Here is a 19,946-nt window from a genome sequence, read left to right as displayed (position 1 = left end):
CAGACTTCCACCATTCTTTCGAACGCGATTATGAATCCAACGCACGAAGAGTCGTCCGTTTTAAAAGGTAAAAGAGCAGTATGCTCGCCATCAGAGAAATCCCCTCCGCAATGGGAAAAGCATACCATACCGCTTCCAGCCCGATCTTAGACAAAAGGTACGCGCAGGGCAACAGCACGCCAATCTGTCTCAGAAGCGAAATGGTCAGGCTTTTGATTCCGTCTCCAACCGCCTGAAAAGTCGTGGAAAAGACAATACCGAACGCAGCGGGCAAAAAGCAAAGCGATATGGTGCGCAGCGCAGGTACTCCGATTTCAAGCATTCTGTCGGACGCGTTGAAAATCAGCAGGAGCTTGTCTGTAAACAGCCAGAATCCGGCCACCCCGACCGCCATGATGGCCGCCGCAATGATGCAGCCGATTTTGACGGCGCTGAGCAGTCGGCCCTTGTTTTTTGCTCCGTAGTTATACCCCATCACGGGCATCAGCCCCTGATTCAAACCGAAAACCGGCATAAAAACAAACGACTGCAGCTTAAAATATGCACCAAAAACCGCAACCGCAGTCTCGGTAAATCCGATCAGGATTGCATTCATACCGACCACCATCGCAGAGCCGGTGGACTGCATCACAATAGCAGGCAGCCCGACCGCGTAAATATTCCGGATGACGTTCCAGCTGACATGAAACCCCCTGAATTCAATTCTGACTTCATGCTCCCGGAAAAAAAGCACCAGCAGTCCGACGCACATCGAAAGAATCTGCGCAATCACGGTCGCAATCGCCGCCCCCTTCACGCCGTATGCGGGCACGCCGAACAGTCCGAAAATAAAAACCGGATCCAGCAGCATATTGCCGACGGCGCCAACCAGCTGAAAAAGCATTGGAAACACCATATTGCCGGTCGCCTGCAGAATTTTTTCAATATTGATTTCAATACAGGCCCCAAAAGAATATACGCAGACAATATTCATGTATACGGACCCCATGCTGACAATTTCGGGGTCTGAAGTAAAAGCGCGGAGAAACGGTTCGGATAAAAACAGGCCGACAAACAGAAAAAGCAGACCGTTCGCGAATCCAAGCAGCAGGCCGTGCGTTGCAGCCCGGTCCGCCTCTTCTCTGCGGTTTTCCCCCAGCCGGCGCGCAATCAGCGAATTCAGTCCGACTCCGGTGCCCACCGCAAGCGCGATCAGGAGCGTCTGAACCGGAAAAACCAGCGATACGGCAGTCAGCGCATTTTCGCTGATCTGCGCGACAAAATAACTGTCGACTATGTTGTATAATGCTTGAACCATCATGGACAGGATTGCCGGAACGGACATTGAAATGATCAAGGGGAAAACGGGCATGGCGCCCATTTTATTCTGTCTAGTTTCTTCCAAGTGAATTGCCCTCCTTTAAGTATCTTTTATTGTATCTGATTCCGGCAAAACTTACAACTAGATAAAAAAATAAGGTTTCGGAAAATCGGCTCCGCCGTTAGTCCGGCAAATAAAGAACGGGCGGCAGCTGTTTCCTGAAAGATCAAAACGGACTTGCAACAATCCGGGGCCGTCCCGCATATACTGTCTGTACACGATTCCAAGGGGGCGAATACCATGTTTGGCGCATTTTTGGGGCTTGCACTATCCGGCTTCCTTTTTCTGGTGCTTCACGTTACCGGCTCCGGTTCTTTTCCCCGTCCGTTAACAGCGCAGGAAGAAAAGGATTGCCTGGAAAAAATGAAGAAAGGGGATCAAAAAGCAAAAGCGAAGCTGATCGAACACAACCTACGGCTGGTTGCCCACATCATCAAAAAGTATTACTCCAGTTCCAGCGAACAGGACGATCTGATTTCCATCGGCACGATCGGGCTGATCAAGGCAGTCAACACATTCGACAGTTCCAAGGGCATTCGTCTTTCCAGCTATGCCGCAAGATGTATTGAAAATGAAGTGCTGATGTATTTTCGTTCCTCCAAAAAAAGCGCGCAGGATATTTCCATCAACGAGCCGATCGACACGGACAAAGACGGCAACACCTTGACGCTGATCGATATTATGGCAACGGAGGACAATATCATTGACAACCTGGACTATAAGATGAAATCCGAACAGCTGAAAAAATACATAGACAATGTTCTCACTCCCCGTGAAAGAACCATTATCAGATTGCGGTACGGCCTGGACGGCATCGATCCGCTGACTCAGAGGGAGGTCGCGCAAAGGCTTGGCATTTCCCGTTCCTATGTATCGCAGCGCGCCTAATGTAAGCGCTCGATATTTTGGTCTGTTCTAGTCTCTTGCTTTAGATTAGCGCAAGACCCGCATTGGAAAGATAATGTAATAAGGCCCGATTGACTGGTGCGTAGTTGGAATGTGATATACAAAAGCAGTCCGTTTCCAAGAGAGACGGACTGCTTAAAATGGCATTGAATTTCAATTGGTCACCTTAATTTTGAAAAAATCATGAAAGTCAGGTCCGTTGTGAACAGTTGAACCATGAGAAGGACTTTATTATGGAATACTTGCAATACTCTTGCCAAATTGAAAGTTGAACGCTATCGAAAGCGTGGGGCCATATTTATTATTTTCAATGGCGTTGATCGTTTGTCTTGAAACATTGCGCATCTTCGCCAGCTCTTCTTGTAATATGTCCTTTTCTTTTCTGTAATGCCTTATGTTGTTTTTCATTTACGAATCGGTTTATCTATATAGATTAATGTTTAGCGGAATTGACATGGCAGCCAATAAGTGATAGGATAAAGAAAACAAAATATGTTGCGGGGGAACTCTTATGAGTTGAGAAGGTTAAAACCTGACCCTTTGAACCTGTCAGTTAACACTGGCGTAGGGAAGCAATTCATTATACGGAACAATGAATAAGTGCTTTTCTTACAGAAGGAGGGCACTTTTTTATTCTATAAAACCGAATACGTTGCGGGGGGACTCAAACGGATGCTGTCCGCACGAGTTGAGAAGGTAAAATCTGACCCTTTGAACCTGTTAGTCAATACTGACGTAGGGAAGCAAATCGACGTGATATAAGGATGCTTGCTGAACTCAGCAGGCATCCTTGTTTATTCAGAAAGGTAAGTGAGAAGCATGCCGTTGAGAAGATCACGAAAATGGGTGCGATCGCGGCGTACGCCGGCCGACATCGCCAAAGGCTTGAAAGGTGCCCGCGAAGCCGGCTACCGCTTGAGTGAAGCCCGCCGAAAGCTTGGTTGGGAGGAAACATTCCGGCTTTTCCTCGATGGGGAAAAAACAAAGGCATATTACAAAAGCGTTCCGCCGGAGGATCAGCACAGCTGTTCCATAGCGGAAAAATGTGCGCACTGCTCACTATGAACCGGATGCTGGACGGGCTGGATGCGGAACTGAACTCCGCAGGGAAAAAGTAAAAGAAAAAAAGAATAAATGGGTGCCTGTCTGTGGGTAACAGACTGAATTGCGGGTTGACCGCAGGGCTGAGATTATACCATAAAACTTGATCTGGGTAATACCAGCGGAAGGAAGAATAGGAAATGATCAGTAAGGAGAACATTCAAAACCGGATGATTCAGGCGGTGGAAACCGTAAAGCGGACGAATCCTATGGCAGGATCAATCACCAATTCTGTGACGATCAATTTTGTAGCCAATGCTCAGCTTGCAGTCGGCGGCTCAGCCGCTATGGTCTACCTGCCCGATGAGGGTGAATTTCTGGCGAAAGCCGGCGCAGCTACCTACATAAACGTCGGTACCCTTTTGCCGGTTTATGAGCAGACTTTACCCCGCACAGCCAAAGTCCTGCACGATCTGAGTAAGCCATGGGTTCTGGACCCGGTCGCGGCCGGTTTCGGCTTGCTTAGGACGGAACTGCTCAGACAATATAAAGAGTATAAGCCCAGCGTGATCAGAGGGAACGCTTCGGAAATTATCGCATTGGCCGGTTTGTGGGGATTGGACGGCAGTTCGGAGGAATCCCATGTCCGCGGTGTCGATTCTACGGATTCGGTAATTGCCGCAAGGGCGGCGGCTGTCGCGCTGGCCAGGTGGACAGGCGGAGCTGTGGCCGTATCGGGCAAGACGGATTTGATCACCGACGGTTCCGTCATAGCCTTCTCTCAGGGAGGGTCGCACTTTATGGAAAAAATCACCGGGTCGGGCTGTTCCCTGGGTGGAGTCGTCGCGGTCTATGCAACGGCCGCCTCACCGTTTATTGCAGCGCTTACTGCTTCCTCCGTGTACAATTTAGCGGGGAGCCGTGCTGAAAATGAAGTGGACGGTCCCGGAAGTTTTCAGACTCGGTTCCTCGACGAACTGTATAAAGCAACCGCAGTGGAAATTGCCAACAACCCGTTTGAAATTGAGGAGGTTTAATCTATGAATGCACTGATTGCAGTCGCAATCGCGCCCTGCGGCATAGGTGACGAGCTCGCGCCCGAAGTAGCCGAAGTCGTGAAAGTAATTCGTGAGTCAGGCTTACCGAATCATACGACGTCCATGTTTACAGAGATCGAAGGCGAGTGGGATGAAGTGATGAAGGTTGTAAAAGACGCAACCTTCGTGCTTGCCGGCAAAGGTATCCGCACGGAAGTTGTTCTGAAAGCCGATATACGTCCCGGTTTTACAGACATGATGAATACCAAGGTCGATAAAGTCAACGGTATTTTGGGAGGACAAAATGAGCGTCAGAAATAAATTGGACATTTCAGCATACTTTGTCGTGGGGCCTGAGAATACGAAAGGCCGGCCCGTTGTGCCGATCATTCAGGATGCGGTTGAGGGCGGCTTCACATGCCTGCAGATCCGTTCAAAAACCGTCTCGGCACGCGAGCTGATTCAGCTAACCCATCGGGCTTCCGAGGTGATCGCGCAAGCCGGTAAGTCGGATACGGTAGCACTGCTGGTGGACGACCGTCTTGACGTTGTCCTGGCGGCGAGAAAACAAGGGATAAAAGTGGATGGAATCCACGTTGGGCAGTCCGATATCCCGGTGGAAGTCTGCCGGGAATACCTGGGCGACGATTCCATCGTTGGTTTATCAGCCCGAACGCATGAATTATTTGAGTACATCAAAACGGCGGATGTCAGTCAAATTGATTATTTTGGCGCCGGACCGCTGCATGAAACAAAGACAAAACCGGACTGCGGGCTCAATTTGGATGGGAAAGTGATCACCAGAAGTTTCGACGATATTGCAAAGCTTGCCAAACTCAGCCCGATTCCCGTCGTAGTCGGCGGAGGTGTTAAGCTTGCTGATATACCTCAGCTTGCTGAAACCGGAGTCGATGGTTTTTTCGTGGTATCCGCAGTGTCTGAAGCCGATAATCCAAAGTTAGAAGCCGCCAAGCTGGTTGATACCTGGAAGTCCCATACACCCCTAAAGAGGTGATACGCAGCAAAAGCCGCTGATCCATCCTATCACAAACTACGTTGCGGTCAGCTTCAACATCACGCCGGCCATCGGAGCATTCCCGGTCATGGCCGACGATATCGGAAACGTGGAGGCCATCGCTTCGATTTCCCAGGCTATATTTTTTAGAAACGAGATAACATTAATTTTTTCATTGCAAATGCGGAAGGCGTCGGACGCTGAATTTTAAAGCCGCGATTTTTGACCTGGACGGGACGCTGATCGATTCCATGGGCGCATGGAGAAATTGATATTGATTTTTTGGAGAAACGTAATCTGCCTATGCCTGGAACTCCTTTTTTGAATGTCTCGACACCATTCCTTTTAAAGGAGTCCCAATGACTTTCTATACTTTCGCGAATTTGCGAACTTTATTGTACTCTATCGGTACTGTTTCTAACAATACTGCAAAATAACCTATAGAAGATTGATTTTTGAAAAGTCGATATCACCGTTTTCTTTCAGCAGGGACTTTTCGCAGTGTACCGCTTCGACTTTCCCGATAAACATTTCGTGGGACCCGGTCATGATGGAATCGACAACCGAGCACTCGATGTTGACTGGGCAGTCCTCCAAAATCGGGGCGTTAACTTTTTCGCCTTCCGCGACGGCCGCGCCGCATTTCGCCAGTTTATCCTCGTCCCGCCCGCTGTGACTGCCGAGGTAATCAAACATTTCCTTCTGCTCCACGCCGACGAGATTGACAACAAAGCACTTCGTTTCCTTGACCATATGGTAGGAATACCTAGATGGGACGATCCCGACCATCACCATTGGTGGGGCATAACTGCAGTTTCCGCAGTAAGCCACGGCAAGCGCATTGTTTTTTCCGTCCGCTCCCCGGCATGACACAAGGATTTTCGGCGCGGGCTGAAGGCAGGATTTCATGTTTGCATTTGCTTTTTTCATTGTAAAAGACTCCTTTTTAATATTTTAAACAGCTGAGGTAAATATGCTTTCGCGCAGCTTGCTCATCGGGTTCTGCGTTGCTAAAGTAAGATATTATTGGCACGGCTAAATCCCCCCTATCGGCTTTCCAAGCATATATCATCAACGCACATTCGATCCTTTTTTCTGCAAGGTACAACTGAGGTCGTTTGGCTGATCAATACTTCCGTTTTTTAATCGCGCAAATTTCAATTAAACCTATGCCGTGCAAAGGTTTTTTCTTTTGAATATTCAGGTTTTTAAAATAATGAATCGTACTTTGCAGACACTGAGGTTTCTCATTTTTTAAATGCTTGGACTTTTTCCGGACCCACGGAAGTTTGTGCTTATATAGCGCCCTGATACCCGTCCCTGCCAATATAATCATCGATTTTAAACGGATCAATTAAGCCCCTGTTACGCATAAATGACGCTCTTTCCAGTCGGACAGGAAGGCATAAACATTGATGGGATGGAAGCTGAATTTACTTTTCGGAGCCATGACGCCAGCAATTTCTTCTGCAAAATTTATTTTTGCAGTTTTGTCTGCATACGACCCTATTAGAACCGCATTCCGGGCAGGAGTATTTTCCGTTTTTGATGGATTCCAGATTCTCATAACTTTCCATCCATTCTTTACCGCAATCCAGACACTGAACCGGACAAATGTTTCTGGTGAAATTCCCGCCTTCTATATGAATCGTTTTTCCGTTTATCAGACTGTCAGCGATTTTTTCTCTCGCTGACAAAAGAATGCGCTGAAAGGTTGGACGGGAAACTTGCATTTTTTCAGCACACTCTGTCTGCTCAAGTCCTTCAAGATCTTTCAGGCGGATAGCCTCCAGTTCTTCAAGTTTTAATATGTTATCCGGGATATCATCCAGATTTTTATCCGAAGGAATAAAATAGGGTATGGTAGGTATATTTTCAATTTTTCTCCATTTTGTGGGCCTTGCCAAAATATCAGCTCCGTTTCATCTTTCTCACCTTAGATACTTTCAGTATGCTTAAAAACATATTCGTTTAAACAAACGCCAAGCTTTTGGGAAATCATCTCGCATTTTGCTTTTAAGAGAAAGAAAATCGGTTTACCACAACCCGAAAGGGCTTCAAAATTCCCCTGTCCCTTGCTTATTATAATATCTGCGCATTCAAAAGTATGTAAAAACTCCTCGCTGCAGTCTTCCAGGACAGCCCCTGGCGCGCTGCATCCGGTCGAAATAATCTTTGTATAATCAGCCAGACCGGAAGCATAAGCATCTTCGACTGTCGCATCGTTAATGACCGGCTCGCTTCTAACTGCATAGGTAGTGTCAAGAGGAAAAAGACGCTCGGCCAACACACGGTCAAAAACAGTCTCCCCCGCGTTATCGCCAATAATCAGCAGGCTTTTAGCGGTTTTCAGCTTGTCTTGAAAATGTCCGAGATCACATATTGAAAAATCTTTTCGCAGTTCTTCTTCGATACATTCCATCATTCTCCCATTATTGTTGATTGCCGAATCTATAATATTCCCGGTGGCTGCAATTTTAAGTGCCCAATAAAGACTATTCTGTTTGCTCTTTAAAAAGCCAAGAAGATCAGGCAATATTTTTTTTGCTGCATTGATGTCTCTTTTTTTAATTTCCGCATAAGGGTCTTTTACACAAGTGTGTTTTTTTACCGCCCGGTGGATTGCTTTACACAAGTCAGGCGAGGATTTATATTCTTTATAATGTGATAGAATCCGAATGGAATCTTCCATTATCTTTTCCTGTAAATCAGTCTGATCCGTTGCCAAGCGGGATGCTTCCAGCGCTTGCCGCAACATGCAGGGAAGGCAGTCAAGTAATATTTCCATTGAATCCCTCTTATTTATAATTTATTTTTATAGTAACTATCCGATAAATAAACCGCGCCTAAGGGATTATGCGCTAAAATCCTGTCCTTTACAGCAAATACGGTAATTGGAGCATCGGAGTATTTGATAAACAAGGAATCATGCCCGACACACAGGCCCAACATAATGTTTAATTCTGTTTTAGATTTATTTAGAAAAACCGCTTGCCCAATCGGATTGCACATTGGTTCATAAGTCCCCGGGCGATTCTTTTGGGAATCCTGAATGCCCAAAAACTCTTTTGGAACGCTTCCGTTTTTACAGATTACGGAGAATACTTCAAAGCCATGATTTTTTAGGATGGAGCAGAAAATCTGCGCTTCTTTGCTGAGCCCAATGCAAAAAGCGATTCCTAATCTGTGAAATTGACATCTTTGCGCAAAATCAATAATTTCTTCCAATCTTGTTTTTTTACAGTATCCTTCTGATTCTACCAAAGCGGAGTTATACGCAAGCTTCGCGATTTCCGGATCTTGATACTTTTTCTTGATGTTCTCAATCTCATTTGTTTCCCGACAAGGGCAATTTTGAGGGGCGTTCTCTAAATCTCCGGTTCTGCAAGAATGTTTTTGACAAAATGCGCACGTATCCATATTTGTTCTTCCTTTTTATACAGTAAAAACGGGATAAACCATATTTACATTATGTTAGCCCAATGGTAAACATATGTCTATGAAGACTATCGTTTATCACTTATTTCGGATATTCTTTCTGTAAAACTTTTTCCCTCATAAGAAAATTCAAGCAGTTTGCCTTGTTTCACCATACCCAATCCGCTTTCATTAAATCGTTCTTTCCATCATCCATCCACAGAAGCGACGCATTTGTGATGACGGCTATTTTGACATGAATTTGTTTCAGCAGGTTAATCTCAGTTCCCAGATTAATGTCGAGAGTGGGCTCCCCATCGGGAACAAAAGAAAAATAATCGGCGTGCCTATTTTGGCTGTTAAGTTGTTTCATCTTTAGTTCTGCTTCGTGAAAATACACTTCGGTCTGTAAAATATCTGTCTAACAGCCCGCATTTTATCTGTTCTTCCGAGCTGACAGTAAATACAGGAATAGAGCAGATCTTCGGCGGGATATTATTGATGCCAATGCTCTGGCCCAGACGTCTTGACGGTACAGGTCCATATACGATCATTTACGATTAAACCCCCGGTAAATCACTTTGTTTTATAATTGTACCAGGTATCATCTTATCTATAAATAATATTCCGTCAAGATGATCAATCTCATGGCAAAGAGCACGCGCCAGCAGCCCTGAGCCCTCCAAATCATACGGCCTTCCGTTTTCGTCAAGCGCTTTAACAATAACTTTTTCAGGACGTTTTACCTTGCCGTAAATGCCTGGAACACTCAGACAGCCTTCTATTTCCTGTTGTTCACCTAGCGCTTTAACTATTACGGGATTAATGAGTTTAATAAGTCCATTTCCATCGTCTATGACTATAACTCTGCGCAAAACACCTACCTGGGGAGCCGCTAATCCGGCACCATTAGAATGATACATGGTTTCAGCCATATCTTCAAGCAAGGTTCGTGTTCTGAAATCGACTTTTTCAACAATTCTTGCTTTTTTTCGTAAAATATCATCTTTCTGATCATTCATAATGTTTCGCAGAGCCATAGATATCTACCCTTTTCATAAAATCGACTTATGCGAAAAAGGCAGGGAAAACCTGCCTTTTCTGATAAATAAAAAACTATTTGGTATCTTCAGTTCCAAGAAGGCGCTTTTTATGGACACATTTAAATACCCATATACGAAAATCAACTTGAACAGGTACATACGATACTTATTAGTCTATACACATGATTATATTAGTACTATTATAAGCATATGTCAATAACTATATGCAAGAAATGAGTTTGTATGTGGTCAAAATAAATTTTGGTAACGCGACAGCGTCATCCGAAAAACCGGACATCACAGTCAGCTCCTCATCTAAAGTTTCGACTGAAAAGCCAATCATCGCCGTGACAATCGTTCCGGAGCAGACTTTTGTTAAAGCGGTTTGCGGAGATTTGGCTGAAGTGATTACTATGGTTCCTCCCGGAAACAGTCCTGAAAACTATGAACCCACCCCGGAAGAAATGAAAAAGTTGGAGAGCCTTGAAAATCGTCGGATTTCCGAGCTGTCCGGCGGTGAATTTCAACGGATGCTGATTGCGCGTGCGCTGGCTGTAAATCCAAAGCTTCTGCTTTTAGACGAACCAACCGCCAGTGTGGACGCTGCTTCACGAGATCAAATATATACTCTGCTGGCGGAATTAAATAAAAGTATGACCATTATACTTGTCACGCACGATCTGTTTGCCATTTCCTCTCATGTTCACAGGCTGGCCTGTCTTATGAGTTTAAACGTCTAAGTCACAAGCATTATTTATTTTGTCTCGGGTGCAATAAAGTTCTGGCAATAAACCGTTGCCCTTTGGGTAATTATGAAGAATCCCTTGCAAAAGAAACAAACTATATTATTTCAGGGCATAAACTGGACATCTACGGCTACTGTCCAAAATGCCGGGAAAAGTATGCGCATAAGGAGGAAACGTGCGTAAAAAAGCGACAACGGCATGGCTGGGATCAAAGCTGAAATCCGACGGCCTGATAACAGCGTGAAAGAACCCTTTTTATTCTAATTGCTATATTAGCCGGGCTTGGCCCCTACTAATTGAGTTTATTACCCAAACCATATTTAGTACTTTGCGTGTCTTATCATGTGCTGTACGGGAGAAGGCGTATAGAACGCTTTCTTTTTTTATAGAATAGTTGTTGACATATGCCCATAATAGAGTTATTATAATTATGGGCATAGGCTTATAACTAATTATGACAGGTGAAAATTAAAGGAGATGGTTTTATGGCGGCAAAGGTAAATGAAAAATGCGTTGGTTGCGGAAGCTGTGAAAGCGCTTGTCCAGTGGAAGCGATAAAAGTTGAGAACGGCATGGCGAAAGTAAGCGACGACTGCATTGAATGCGGAGCGTGCGTCAGCGAATGCCCGGTAGAAGCAATCAGCATATAATTGAGGTACCAAGCGGCGCTTATCTGGCTTATCGCTGGTTTAATCGCAACAAAATAAGATAGGTTAAAATGTTGGAAATCAGGAAGGAGAATTTACTATGCCAAGAGGAGACGGAACGGGCCCGATGGGAATGGGGCCTATGACGGGACGTGGAACAGGCTATTGCAGAGGATTTGCAACGCCGGATTACGCAAATCCGGTTCGATTCACGGGAGGATTTGGATGCGGTTTCGGACGCGGATTTCGCAGGATGTTCTATGCGACCGGAATGCCCGGATGGGCACGCTACGGATATTCCGCATACAAGGGAACAAACGCAGCCGCATTTGATGAGAAAACAAATCTAACCAATCAGGCTGAATTTTTGGAAAATCAACTTCAGCAGGTAAAGAAACGGCTTTCCAGCCTGAACGGAGAAGCCGAATAACTTTCGGTTAACATTGACGCAACGGTCTGGTATTATTACTATTGGAACTGTTGATGTTGATATGTCTTTGACATGTTCACCATCCGGTCAGATTTCTTAATGTAGAAAGAAACGCCTTTTATATCATTACAACAAACACCCCTTGCATCTTTGAATTACAGATTGCAAGGGGTGTTCTTAGATAATAAACCTTACCCGGATTGCGAGAAAAAACAGTCAATTCAAAACGGCAGGCAAAACAAACGAGCATGTTTCCACATACCAGATGCCTCAGATTTTGATTCATATTTGCGTAAGCCCGGCCCATGCGCAACAGCACATTTTAAAAAGCGTTTACACGGTACCAGATTAAATAAGTGATATCAGCTGTTAAAAAGCACTGGATTCCGGTGCTTTTTCTTTTATGGACACGCAGAAAAATTTCCGCCTGCGCATATCTATAAAACATAGTTCTGAAGGAGGTGTTTGACATGAGCGCCCATAACATATCTGTGGATTGCCGTTATACGCAGGGTGGGGAGGACTTTCGGATTTTGCTGTTCCAATCGTTCCGCTTTTTTCTCGAAAGAGAGCTTAAAAATAACAATTTCAGACTTGCTTTCTCAAAAGCGGCCCGCCTATAATGTCCATGATGAATGGTTGCTTATTTGCGGAGGTATGACATGTACCTGGAAATAAGCAACCCGGTGGATTATCATGCGGGACTGTACATCAGACTTTCAAAGGAGGATGAAAGAGAAGGACAATCCGAAAGCGTAACCAATCAGCTGTCCCTGCTTACCGCTTTCGCGAAAGAGCACAAACTGTGCGTGTTTGATACCTATATCGATGACGGATGGAGCGGAACAAACTTCGACCGACCGGCTTTCCAGCGCATGATTGCGGATATCGAAGCAAAAAAGGTCAATATGGTAATTACAAAGGACTTGTCCCGTCTCGGCCGCGATTATATCATGACCGGCCATTACATGGAGCGGTATTTTCCGGAAAACCGGGTCCGCTACATCTCCCTGCTTGATGGAATCGACACCGGAATTGAGAGTACGGCAAACGACATCACTCCTTTTCGCGCCATCATGAACGACATGTACGCCAAGGACATCTCCAAAAAAATCAAGAGCGTCAAGCATGACAAACAGCGTAAGGGGCTCTTTATCGGAGGGAAACCGCTTTACGGTTACAAAATGGCGGAGGAAAAGAATAAAATTGTTATTGATGAAGAGGCGGCCCCCATGGTGCGGCGCATCTTCGACATGGCGCTGGAGGGGCTGTCCTGCCGCCAAATTGCAGCCCGGCTCAATGAGGAAAAAGTGCCGACGCCGGCAATTTATGCCGGACTGAATCAAGGACGTACCGGACCATACGCCGGAATGTGGTACAGCGAGCGAATTTCCGACATGCTCCAAAATGAGACGTATATTGGTAACATGGTGCAGGGGCGATCCAAGAAGATCAACTACAAGTCGAAGAAATGCGTCCGTCAGCCTCGGGAGAACTGGATTGTGGTAGAAGGCACTCACGAGCCTTTGATCGGCCGGGATGCCTTTGATAAGGTGCAGCAGCTGTTGGGAAGCCGTAAGACCACCCGTTCACGGACCTACGATTTTTTGCTCAAGGGACTTATCTACTGCCACGAATGCGGTTATCCGCTGGCCGTCATCAACCGTCCAAACGCAAGAGGCGAAGACTGCCTTTACTTTGTTTGCCGCACCTACCAGCGCTTCACAAAGGCAGGTGTTTGCACCTGCCATTCCATCAAGGAACAGACCGTCACACAAGCCGTTATCGAAAAGGCACGGGAGGTCTGCGAGAACTATGTGCGGACTGAAGAGCTCCTTCCTGCGGCGGAAAAGGCAGTAGAAGAAGCCAATCAGGCGAGCAGTCAAGAGAAGGAGGCCGCGACGCTTAAGGCGAAAATCGAGAGCCTGACGGCGCACCTTGAACGTATGTATATGGATCGCCTGTCCGGAATTCTGGAGGAGCGGGACTTTGAACGAATTTATCAGAGAGGCAAACAGGAGCGGTCAGCGTTGGAACAGAAACTGTCCGGTCTGGAGGCGCCCACGTATGAGTCGGAAAAGCAGAAGAAACTGGCCCGTGAACTGGTGAACCGTTTTGTCGACGGCGCGTGGTCAAACCGGGAGGTGCTCGTCAGCCTGATCGAGCGGGTCGAACTGACCGAGGACAAACAAATTATCATTCATTTTCGCTTCCGTCAGCTGGAAGCCTTTTCCTAGATCCAATCGCTTACAATAGGCGATACGAACAGTGTCTCGCATTGAAAAAAAGTCGCTTGCGGCACTTTATAAAGGATTCAGCAAAAACTAGGCTGTTTTCCCGGCGCAGCGGGGCTCCGCCGGGGTGCTCCGGCTGACTGTGCAATCCATTGCAATCCGGCCAAAAAAAGGGTATAGTAGAGCTTGAAGAAAGCAGAGAGGCTTCCCGAAAAGGACGCCTCGTTTTTTATTCCAAGGAAATGAGGGAAATCTCAAAATGAAGTACGATTTTACTTCTATTATGGACCGCCGCGGAAAAGACGCGGTCGCGGTGGACGGTTTGGGCACGGAGCCCGGATTTGTTCCCGAACTCCCGAAAGAGGGTTTCGACGTCATCCCGATGTGGGTTGCGGATATGAACTTTCCTACTGTCCCCACCGTTGGACAGGCGATGATCGAACGAGTAAAGCACCCCGCCTTCGGGTACTTCAATCCCACCGGCGAGTACTACGATTCTATCATCAAGTGGCACGAAAGCCGCAACCGGGTAACCGGCCTGACCCGCGAGTGCATCGGGTACGAAAACGGCGTCCTCGGCGGAGTGATCTCCACTCTCTGCGCTTTTACCGCGCCAGGAGACGCCGTTCTTCTGCACTCCCCCACCTATATCGGTTTTACCAAAAGCGTGACGAACAGCGGCCGCAGGATCGTGCACAGTCCTCTTCGGAAGGATGAAAACGGAGTCTGGCGCATGGATTACGAAGACATGGACGCGAAAATCAAGGCCAGCAAAATCCACGCGGCGATTTTTTGCAGCCCCCACAATCCCTGCGGACGCGTGTGGGAGCAGTGGGAAATTGAAAAAGCTATGAAGGTCTATGCGGCGAACGACTGTATTGTAATCTCCGACGAAATCTGGTCCGACATTATTTTAAACGGAAACCGGCATATTCCCACCCAGTCGGTCAGTGAAGACGCCCGAAACCGCACCGTCGCGCTCTACGCGCCCAGCAAGACCTTCAATCTTGCCGGGCTGGTCGGGTCATACCATATCATTTATAATTCCTATCTGCGCGACCGCGTTCGGGCGCAAAGCAGCAAATCCCATTATAACGAAATGAATGTGCTGAGCATGCACGCGCTGATCGGCGCTTACCGGCCCGAAGGCTATGAATGGCTGGACGAGCTTCGCGAAGTGTTAAGCGGCAACGTGAACTATGCCTGCGATTATATTGCGCGCCGTTTCAGCGGCGTGAACGTGTCCAAGCCCCAGGGGACCTACATGCTTTTCCCGGACTGCGGGCAGTGGTGCGAAAACCGCGGCAAAACCCTTGACGAGCTGTTGAAAAGCGGCTGGGACGTCGGCGTCGCCTGGCAGGACGGCCGCATGTTTCATGGCGCCTCCTCCATCCGCATGAACCTGGCGCTTCCTCTGAGCAGAGTCGAAGAGGCAATGAACCGCTTGGACAAATACGTCTTCAACGCATAGCCAAGTATAAAACACCCTCGTCTTCTCCCCGTTTTTTTATGCGGGTTCTGTTTTTCGGCCAAAGAATATGGTATGATGTCGGAGGGGTATGCCGCATGGAACGCACGATTTTACACTGTGACTGCAACGGATTTTTCGCATCCGTCGAATGTATGCTGCGCCCCGAGCTCAAAAACGTGCCGATGGCGGTCTGCGGCGACCCGGAGAGCCGGCACGGTATCATCCTTGCGAAAAACGAGCAGGCGAAAGCATACGGCATCCGCACCGCAGAAACCGTCTGGCAGGCAAAGCGCAAATGCCCCCGGCTGGTTCTTGCCGCGCCCCGGTTTCGGGAATACCGGCGGATTTCCCAACAGATTAATGAAATTTACCGCAGATACACCGATCTGGTGGAGCCGTTCAGCATCGACGAAAGCTGGCTGGACGTTACGGGGAGCCGGGTACTGTTCGGCGACGGCAGGCAGATTGCGGACCGGCTGCGCGAAACGGTCCGCCGCGAAATCGGCATCACCATATCCGTCGGCGTTTCGTTTAACAAAATTTTCGCTAAACTTGGCAGCGACTATAAAAAGCCGGACGCGACGACGGTCATCAGCCCCGAGAATTATCAAAGAATCGTCTGGCCCCTTCCCGTCGACGCGTTGATGTTCTGCGGCGAAAAGGCCGCGCAGACGCTGGCCGGCCTTGGAATTCACACCATCGGCGACCTTGCTGCGTGCAGCCCGGAACTGTTGTCTTCCCGCCTTGGGAAAGCCGGAGCACAGCTGTATGAGTTTGCAAACGGCAGAGACTCGAGCCCCGTCGCGGACGGACGGAGCAGGCAGGAAATAAAAAGTGTCGGCAACAGCGTCACATTCCGCCGCGACCTGAGCGGCCCGGAGGACATCCGGAAAGCCGTTCAGGCCCTTGCGGACAGCGTCGCCTCCCGTCTGCGAAGGCAAAAGCTGAAGTGCTGGGTGGTACAGGTCGGAATCAAGGACCCGTCGTTTCGGTATATCACCCGGCAGAAAACACTTGCCGCCCCCACTCACCTCGCCCGTCTTCTGGCGGCGGCCGGAGAGGAGCTGATGGCGGCCTGCTGGAATGCGAGCGCGCCGATCCGAATGCTTTCGCTCTCCGGAACCGGACTGGTGCCCGAAGACGCGCCGGGGGAACAGCTCTGCTTTTTCGGCGGGGATGTTTTGCGGGGCAGCGAAAAGGAAGAGCGGCTTGAAACCGCGATGGACCGCATCCGCGGCCGTTTCGGCAGCGGCGCGGTGAAATTCGGCGGACTTTTGAAAGAAGATCTTGGGCTTGACGGCCTGCATCGGGAATAAGGAGGATTCATTATGAAATGCAAAAAATTCGGCGGCACGCTGGTTTTGCGGGTGGACCGCGGCGAAGAGCTGATTCAGTCGATTCAGAACGCGTGTGAACGGGAAAACGTCAAATTCGGGTCCATTACGGGCCTCGGCGCCGTCGACCACGCCGTGGTCGGCCTTTACCGTGTCGCGGAGCATCGGTACTATTCCAACACCTTTGACGGCGAAATGGAACTGACCTCGCTCGTCGGCAGCGTTACTGAAATGAGCGGACGGACTTATCTGCATCTGCACGCCAATTTTGCAACGGCCGACGGGCAGGTGGTCGGCGGCCACCTGAACGAGGCTGTCGTCAGCGGAACCGGCGAAATTTTCATCCAAATCATAGGCGGCGGTCTGGGGCGGCGCGCCGACGCGGTGACAGGCTTAAATCTATTCGATCTGTAAAGGGGGAAAACCATGATCAGACATCTTGTATTCTGGACCTTAAAGCCGGAGGAAAAGGACCGTGTCAACGAAATTGCAGCGGACCTCAGACATAAATTTCAGGCTCTGCTCGGTACCGTGGACGGCCTGGAAGCCATCGAGCTGGGGCAAAACTACAACGGCGGCGACTTCGACCTTGTTTTAAACTGCACTTTTTCCACCAAGGAGGCGGAACGGGCCTACCAGACGCATCCGGCCCATCTCGCCATCAAAAGCGTGGTTCATACGCTCGTCTGCGCCAGAGCAAGCGCGGATTACGAAATTTGATTCCCGGCGCGGACGGCGCGAGGCCGAAAAAAGCCTCGCGCCGTTTTTGGGTCCGCCGCAGCGGCCCGGACTTTTCGCAAATGGTTTGCGGAAAAGTCCGGAAAAATCATTTTGCCCCTTTACTTTACTCTGCTAATTCGTTAATATAGTAAGGTACAAATGAATCAATTACATAAGGATGGTTTTTATGAAAAAACTGATCGTTTTCTTAATGACGGCAGCCCTGACGATTTCCTTTGCAGGCTGTTCTTCCGCCCCCGCCGCGACACAGCAGACCCCTTCCGCCGCGGTCTCTTCAGGGGCGGCGTCCGGGTCCTCCGCGCCGGACGGTTCATGGGACAAAGTCAAATCAGCCGGAAAACTGGTTTTGGGGCTGGACAAGGCTTTTCCGCCGATGGGATATGTCGACACACAGACCGGCGAACTGGTCGGCTTTGACATTGACCTTGCCAAAGAGGCCTGCAAACGCCTTGGCATTGAACTGTCGCTGCAGCCGATCGACTGGGACAACAAGACGGCGGAGCTGAACAACGGCAACGTGGACTGTCTTTGGAACGGTTTTTCCAAAACTTCCGAACGGGGCCAGGAATTCGCTTTAAGTATCCCCTATATGAAAAACAATCAGATCATTCTTGTAAAAGCCGGCTCAAATTACAAAGGTCTTGGCGGCCTCGCAGGCAAAACCGTCGGCGTACAGGCGGATTCCAGCGCCGAAACCGCGTTAAACGACAATCCTGATTTCAAAAGCTCTTTGAAAAGCGTCGTGAAAATTGACGATTACAGCAAAGCGGTTCTCGAAATCCAGAACGGCACCATCGACGCAATCGCCATTGACGAAATCGTCGCCCGCTATTATCTGACGAAAAATCCCGGCGCCTACTCTGTTTTGCAGGATCAGGACGGCAAGGACGCATCGCTTGCAACGGAGGACTACGTTGTGGCGTTCCGGAAATCCGATATCGCCCTCAAGGAAAAAATCGAGGGCGCTCTGAAGGATATGGCCAAAGACGGAACCATGGCCGATCTTTCGAAAAAATGGTTCGGGAAGGACGTCACCACCGTCGGCAAATAAGCGGGCTGCTCCGCCCCGGCGAGTCTATCAATCGATGGAGGGCTTGATCCCCTATGAATTACACCGTGCTGCTTTCACAAATGCTGCAGGCCACGCTGATGTCTCTGCGTATCTTCTTTTCGACCCTGTTGTTTTCCGTTCCGCTGGGGCTTCTTGTCGCCGCGGGGCGCAGGTCAAAGGTAAAGGCGGTCAATCTGCCCGTGCGGTTTTACATCCTGCTGATGCGCGGCACCCCGCTGATGCTTCAGCTCCTGTTCATATTTTACGGTCTGAAGCCGCTGACCGGAATCCAGCTTGACCGGGTGGCTGCCGCGCAGGTCGCCTTTCTTTTGAATTACGCAGCCTATTTCGCTGAAATTTTCCGCGGAGGGATCGACGCGGTCCCAGCGGGGCAGTACGAAGCGGCCCGGGTTCTGGGCTTTACAAAGCGGCAGACGTTTTTCCGCATCGTCCTGCCGCAGGTCTGCAAAATGATTCTGCCGCCCATGAGCAATGAATTTATCAATCTGGTCAAGGACACCTCTCTGGCACAGGTCATCGGCGTAACAGAGCTTCTGCGCGTCACATCCGACTGGGTTTCCTCCGCCGTCAGCATGGCGCCGTTCGCGATCGCCGCCGTATTCTACCTATTGATGAACGCCGTTGTGACCCGCTGTTTCACCGTCGCGGAAGCCCGTATGAATTATTACCGTTAGGAGGAAGCCTTATGCCGTTACTGACCGCGCGCAACCTGTACAAAAGCTTTGACGGAACCGGTGTTCTGAAAGGGATTTCCCTCGACGTGGATAAAGGAGAGGTTCTGACTGTCATCGGCCCGTCCGGCTCGGGCAAAAGCACGCTTCTGCGCTGCATGACGCAGCTGGAAGCCGTCGACCGGGGCGAGATTTCCGTCTGCGGGGAGACGCTGGTGAAAACCGGTGAAAATCAGTCCGCCGTCTATTCCGACCGGGCGGCCTGCCGCCGGATTGCCCTTCACATCGGGCTGGTATTTCAGAATTTCAACCTTTTTCCTCACTTTTCCGTACTGCGGAACATTGCGGAAGCCCCGATGCACGTTCTTGGCAAAAAAAAGGCGGAGGCCGAGGCCTCCGCGATGGAGCTGCTGAAAAAAATGGAGCTGTCCGACAAGGCGGATTTTTACCCGTGCCAGCTTTCCGGCGGGCAGCAGCAGCGCGTTTCCATTGCGAGAGCGCTGGCCATGAACCCGGACCTTCTGTTTTTTGACGAGCCGACCAGCGCGCTGGACCCGGAACTGACCGGGGAAATCTTAAAGGTCATCCGGGATCTGGCCGCCGAGCATATGACCATGGTGGTCGTCACCCATGAAATGGCTTTTGCGCGGGACGTGGCCGATCAGGTTGTCTTTATGGCCGACGGCGTCATTGTCGAACAGGGCACCCCGGAGCAGGTGTTCGCAAACACGCAGAGCGAACGCACAAAGGCCTTTTTGTCCCGTTTTAACGAATCCTGACC

25 protein-coding genes, 1 pseudogene and 1 riboswitch are annotated in these 19,946 nt (G+C 49.1%); of the genes and pseudogenes, 18 read left to right on the top strand and 8 right to left on the bottom strand.

From position 1 onward, the window contains the following. Positions 1-28: 28 nt before the first annotated feature. A complete protein-coding gene (locus CAFE_RS02690) occupies positions 29-1,384 on the bottom strand; it encodes an MATE family efflux transporter (RefSeq protein WP_156989713.1) in 1,356 nt (451 codons plus the stop codon). 216 nt (positions 1,385-1,600) lie between these two features. Between CAFE_RS02690 and sigK the strand changes: the two genes are divergently transcribed. After that, the gene (gene sigK, locus CAFE_RS02685) at positions 1,601-2,248 is read left to right on the top strand and encodes an RNA polymerase sporulation sigma factor SigK (RefSeq protein ID WP_156989712.1); all 648 of its coding nucleotides are present in this window, start codon (positions 1,601-1,603) and stop codon (positions 2,246-2,248) included. Between the two features lie 249 nt (positions 2,249-2,497). Here sigK and CAFE_RS02680 read toward each other — a convergent pair whose 3' ends face one another. Continuing rightward, positions 2,498-2,674 (bottom strand): helix-turn-helix transcriptional regulator, encoded by a 177-nt coding sequence (locus CAFE_RS02680; protein WP_175391693.1) that lies wholly within the window; start codon positions 2,672-2,674, stop codon positions 2,498-2,500. Between the two features lie 81 nt (positions 2,675-2,755). Further along, positions 2,756-2,855, top strand: a riboswitch (TPP riboswitch). A gap of 230 nt (positions 2,856-3,085) precedes the next feature. Here CAFE_RS02680 and CAFE_RS02675 point away from each other — a divergent pair. From CAFE_RS02675 to CAFE_RS19900, 5 genes and pseudogenes are all read left to right on the top strand, one after another. Beyond that, on the top strand, positions 3,086-3,331 hold the full coding sequence (locus tag CAFE_RS02675) for a phosphomethylpyrimidine synthase ThiC (protein WP_228725155.1): 246 nt from the start codon (positions 3,086-3,088) through the stop codon (positions 3,329-3,331). Positions 3,332-3,507: 176 nt separating this feature from the next. Further along, positions 3,508-4,344, top strand: coding sequence for a hydroxyethylthiazole kinase (gene thiM / locus CAFE_RS02670; protein WP_066644903.1), 837 nt, complete (start codon positions 3,508-3,510; stop codon positions 4,342-4,344). Positions 4,345-4,347: 3 nt separating this feature from the next. Beyond that, a complete protein-coding gene (locus CAFE_RS02665) occupies positions 4,348-4,665 on the top strand; it encodes a thiamine-binding protein (protein WP_066644908.1) in 318 nt (105 codons plus the stop codon). Further along, a complete protein-coding gene (locus CAFE_RS02660) occupies positions 4,649-5,359 on the top strand; it encodes a thiamine phosphate synthase (RefSeq protein ID WP_066644910.1) in 711 nt (236 codons plus the stop codon). Before CAFE_RS02665 ends, CAFE_RS02660 begins: the two co-directional genes overlap by 17 nt. A 16-nt stretch (positions 5,360-5,375) precedes the next feature. Beyond that, a pseudogene (locus CAFE_RS19900) lies at positions 5,376-5,501 on the top strand (hydroxyethylthiazole kinase); the annotation flags it as partial. A gap of 296 nt (positions 5,502-5,797) precedes the next feature. Here CAFE_RS19900 and CAFE_RS02650 read toward each other — a convergent pair. The 6 genes from CAFE_RS02650 to def form a co-directional block, all read right to left on the bottom strand. After that, positions 5,798-6,289 carry a flavin reductase family protein gene (locus CAFE_RS02650; protein ID WP_066644912.1) on the bottom strand — a complete coding sequence of 164 codons (492 nt, stop codon included), beginning with the start codon at positions 6,287-6,289 and terminating at the stop codon, positions 5,798-5,800. 503 nt (positions 6,290-6,792) lie between these two features. After that, complete coding sequence (locus CAFE_RS02645; RefSeq protein ID WP_066644913.1) at positions 6,793-7,266, bottom strand: DUF134 domain-containing protein; 474 nt, start codon at positions 7,264-7,266, stop codon at positions 6,793-6,795. 29 nt (positions 7,267-7,295) lie between these two features. Then, positions 7,296-8,147: a damage-control phosphatase ARMT1 family protein gene (locus CAFE_RS02640; protein ID WP_156989711.1), complete on the bottom strand. Its 852-nt coding sequence runs from the start codon at positions 8,145-8,147 to the stop codon at positions 7,296-7,298. Positions 8,148-8,161: 14 nt separating this feature from the next. Beyond that, positions 8,162-8,779 carry a DUF1847 domain-containing protein gene (locus CAFE_RS02635; RefSeq protein WP_156989710.1) on the bottom strand — a complete coding sequence of 206 codons (618 nt, stop codon included), beginning with the start codon at positions 8,777-8,779 and terminating at the stop codon, positions 8,162-8,164. A gap of 166 nt (positions 8,780-8,945) precedes the next feature. Further along, positions 8,946-9,149 (bottom strand): hypothetical protein, encoded by a 204-nt coding sequence (locus tag CAFE_RS19745; RefSeq protein ID WP_066644921.1) that lies wholly within the window; start codon positions 9,147-9,149, stop codon positions 8,946-8,948. 187 nt (positions 9,150-9,336) lie between these two features. Next, positions 9,337-9,816 (bottom strand): peptide deformylase, encoded by a 480-nt coding sequence (gene def / locus CAFE_RS02625; RefSeq protein ID WP_066644922.1) that lies wholly within the window; start codon positions 9,814-9,816, stop codon positions 9,337-9,339. A gap of 248 nt (positions 9,817-10,064) precedes the next feature. On the opposite strand from def, the gene CAFE_RS02620 reads away from it, so the two are divergent. From CAFE_RS02620 to CAFE_RS02565, 12 genes are all read left to right on the top strand, one after another. Then, the gene (locus CAFE_RS02620) at positions 10,065-10,559 is read left to right on the top strand and encodes a metal ABC transporter solute-binding protein, Zn/Mn family (protein WP_330593834.1); all 495 of its coding nucleotides are present in this window, start codon (positions 10,065-10,067) and stop codon (positions 10,557-10,559) included. Beyond that, entirely contained in the window at positions 10,535-10,783 is a 249-nt protein-coding gene (locus CAFE_RS20590; protein WP_139104053.1) for a transcriptional repressor, read from the top strand. The genes CAFE_RS02620 and CAFE_RS20590 overlap by 25 nt, the downstream gene beginning before the upstream one ends. A 267-nt stretch (positions 10,784-11,050) precedes the next feature. After that, a complete protein-coding gene (locus tag CAFE_RS02610) occupies positions 11,051-11,215 on the top strand; it encodes a 4Fe-4S binding protein (RefSeq protein ID WP_156989708.1) in 165 nt (54 codons plus the stop codon). A 97-nt stretch (positions 11,216-11,312) separates the two neighbouring features. Next, entirely contained in the window at positions 11,313-11,642 is a 330-nt protein-coding gene (locus CAFE_RS02605) for a DUF5320 domain-containing protein (RefSeq protein WP_156989707.1), read from the top strand. 662 nt (positions 11,643-12,304) lie between these two features. Further along, complete coding sequence (locus CAFE_RS02600) at positions 12,305-13,879, top strand: recombinase family protein (protein ID WP_066644930.1); 1,575 nt, start codon at positions 12,305-12,307, stop codon at positions 13,877-13,879. Between the two features lie 256 nt (positions 13,880-14,135). Beyond that, positions 14,136-15,347, top strand: coding sequence for a MalY/PatB family protein (locus CAFE_RS02595; RefSeq protein WP_156989706.1), 1,212 nt, complete (start codon positions 14,136-14,138; stop codon positions 15,345-15,347). Positions 15,348-15,442: 95 nt separating this feature from the next. Next, on the top strand, positions 15,443-16,663 hold the full coding sequence (dinB, locus tag CAFE_RS02590; RefSeq protein ID WP_156989705.1) for a DNA polymerase IV: 1,221 nt from the start codon (positions 15,443-15,445) through the stop codon (positions 16,661-16,663). 12 nt (positions 16,664-16,675) lie between these two features. Further along, the gene (locus CAFE_RS02585; RefSeq protein WP_156989704.1) at positions 16,676-17,095 is read left to right on the top strand and encodes a PPC domain-containing DNA-binding protein; all 420 of its coding nucleotides are present in this window, start codon (positions 16,676-16,678) and stop codon (positions 17,093-17,095) included. A gap of 12 nt (positions 17,096-17,107) precedes the next feature. Continuing rightward, positions 17,108-17,401: a Dabb family protein gene (locus tag CAFE_RS02580; RefSeq protein WP_156989703.1), complete on the top strand. Its 294-nt coding sequence runs from the start codon at positions 17,108-17,110 to the stop codon at positions 17,399-17,401. Between the two features lie 187 nt (positions 17,402-17,588). Further along, the gene (locus CAFE_RS02575; RefSeq protein ID WP_156989702.1) at positions 17,589-18,473 is read left to right on the top strand and encodes an amino acid ABC transporter substrate-binding protein; all 885 of its coding nucleotides are present in this window, start codon (positions 17,589-17,591) and stop codon (positions 18,471-18,473) included. A 53-nt stretch (positions 18,474-18,526) separates the two neighbouring features. Then, positions 18,527-19,168, top strand: coding sequence for an amino acid ABC transporter permease (locus tag CAFE_RS02570; RefSeq protein ID WP_156989701.1), 642 nt, complete (start codon positions 18,527-18,529; stop codon positions 19,166-19,168). A gap of 11 nt (positions 19,169-19,179) precedes the next feature. Then, positions 19,180-19,944 (top strand): amino acid ABC transporter ATP-binding protein, encoded by a 765-nt coding sequence (locus CAFE_RS02565; RefSeq protein ID WP_066644944.1) that lies wholly within the window; start codon positions 19,180-19,182, stop codon positions 19,942-19,944. Positions 19,945-19,946: the final 2 nt, after the last annotated feature.

Source organism: Caproicibacter fermentans (genome assembly GCF_009746625.1).
GTDB classification, from domain to species: Bacteria; Bacillota; Clostridia; order Oscillospirales; family Acutalibacteraceae; genus Caproicibacter; species Caproicibacter fermentans.
The sequence above is the reverse complement of the archived record's forward strand: the minus strand, read 5'-3'. Positions and strand labels throughout refer to the sequence as shown.

What these genes read in the sequence shown, in the direction of transcription:
- CAFE_RS02680 (WP_175391693.1), bottom strand. Translation starts at nt 2,674, where the DNA reads ATGAAAAACAACATAAGGCATTACAGAAAAGAAAAGGACATATTACAA.
- CAFE_RS02575 (WP_156989702.1), top strand. Translation starts at nt 17,589, where the DNA reads ATGAAAAAACTGATCGTTTTCTTAATGACGGCAGCCCTGACGATTTCC.
- CAFE_RS02595 (WP_156989706.1), top strand. Translation starts at nt 14,136, where the DNA reads ATGAAGTACGATTTTACTTCTATTATGGACCGCCGCGGAAAAGACGCG.
- CAFE_RS02665 (WP_066644908.1), top strand. Translation starts at nt 4,348, where the DNA reads ATGAATGCACTGATTGCAGTCGCAATCGCGCCCTGCGGCATAGGTGAC.
- dinB (WP_156989705.1), top strand. Translation starts at nt 15,443, where the DNA reads ATGGAACGCACGATTTTACACTGTGACTGCAACGGATTTTTCGCATCC.
- CAFE_RS02640 (WP_156989711.1), bottom strand. Translation starts at nt 8,147, where the DNA reads ATGGAAATATTACTTGACTGCCTTCCCTGCATGTTGCGGCAAGCGCTG.
- sigK (WP_156989712.1), top strand. Translation starts at nt 1,601, where the DNA reads ATGTTTGGCGCATTTTTGGGGCTTGCACTATCCGGCTTCCTTTTTCTG.
- CAFE_RS02610 (WP_156989708.1), top strand. Translation starts at nt 11,051, where the DNA reads ATGGCGGCAAAGGTAAATGAAAAATGCGTTGGTTGCGGAAGCTGTGAA.
- CAFE_RS02675 (WP_228725155.1), top strand. Translation starts at nt 3,086, where the DNA reads ATGCCGTTGAGAAGATCACGAAAATGGGTGCGATCGCGGCGTACGCCG.
- CAFE_RS02585 (WP_156989704.1), top strand. Translation starts at nt 16,676, where the DNA reads ATGAAATGCAAAAAATTCGGCGGCACGCTGGTTTTGCGGGTGGACCGC.
- CAFE_RS02570 (WP_156989701.1), top strand. Translation starts at nt 18,527, where the DNA reads ATGAATTACACCGTGCTGCTTTCACAAATGCTGCAGGCCACGCTGATG.
- CAFE_RS02600 (WP_066644930.1), top strand. Translation starts at nt 12,305, where the DNA reads ATGTACCTGGAAATAAGCAACCCGGTGGATTATCATGCGGGACTGTAC.
- CAFE_RS19745 (WP_066644921.1), bottom strand. Translation starts at nt 9,149, where the DNA reads ATGAAACAACTTAACAGCCAAAATAGGCACGCCGATTATTTTTCTTTT.
- thiM (WP_066644903.1), top strand. Translation starts at nt 3,508, where the DNA reads ATGATCAGTAAGGAGAACATTCAAAACCGGATGATTCAGGCGGTGGAA.
- CAFE_RS02650 (WP_066644912.1), bottom strand. Translation starts at nt 6,289, where the DNA reads ATGAAAAAAGCAAATGCAAACATGAAATCCTGCCTTCAGCCCGCGCCG.
- CAFE_RS02635 (WP_156989710.1), bottom strand. Translation starts at nt 8,779, where the DNA reads ATGGATACGTGCGCATTTTGTCAAAAACATTCTTGCAGAACCGGAGAT.
- CAFE_RS02580 (WP_156989703.1), top strand. Translation starts at nt 17,108, where the DNA reads ATGATCAGACATCTTGTATTCTGGACCTTAAAGCCGGAGGAAAAGGAC.
- def (WP_066644922.1), bottom strand. Translation starts at nt 9,816, where the DNA reads ATGGCTCTGCGAAACATTATGAATGATCAGAAAGATGATATTTTACGA.
- CAFE_RS02660 (WP_066644910.1), top strand. Translation starts at nt 4,649, where the DNA reads ATGAGCGTCAGAAATAAATTGGACATTTCAGCATACTTTGTCGTGGGG.
- CAFE_RS02605 (WP_156989707.1), top strand. Translation starts at nt 11,313, where the DNA reads ATGCCAAGAGGAGACGGAACGGGCCCGATGGGAATGGGGCCTATGACG.
- CAFE_RS02565 (WP_066644944.1), top strand. Translation starts at nt 19,180, where the DNA reads ATGCCGTTACTGACCGCGCGCAACCTGTACAAAAGCTTTGACGGAACC.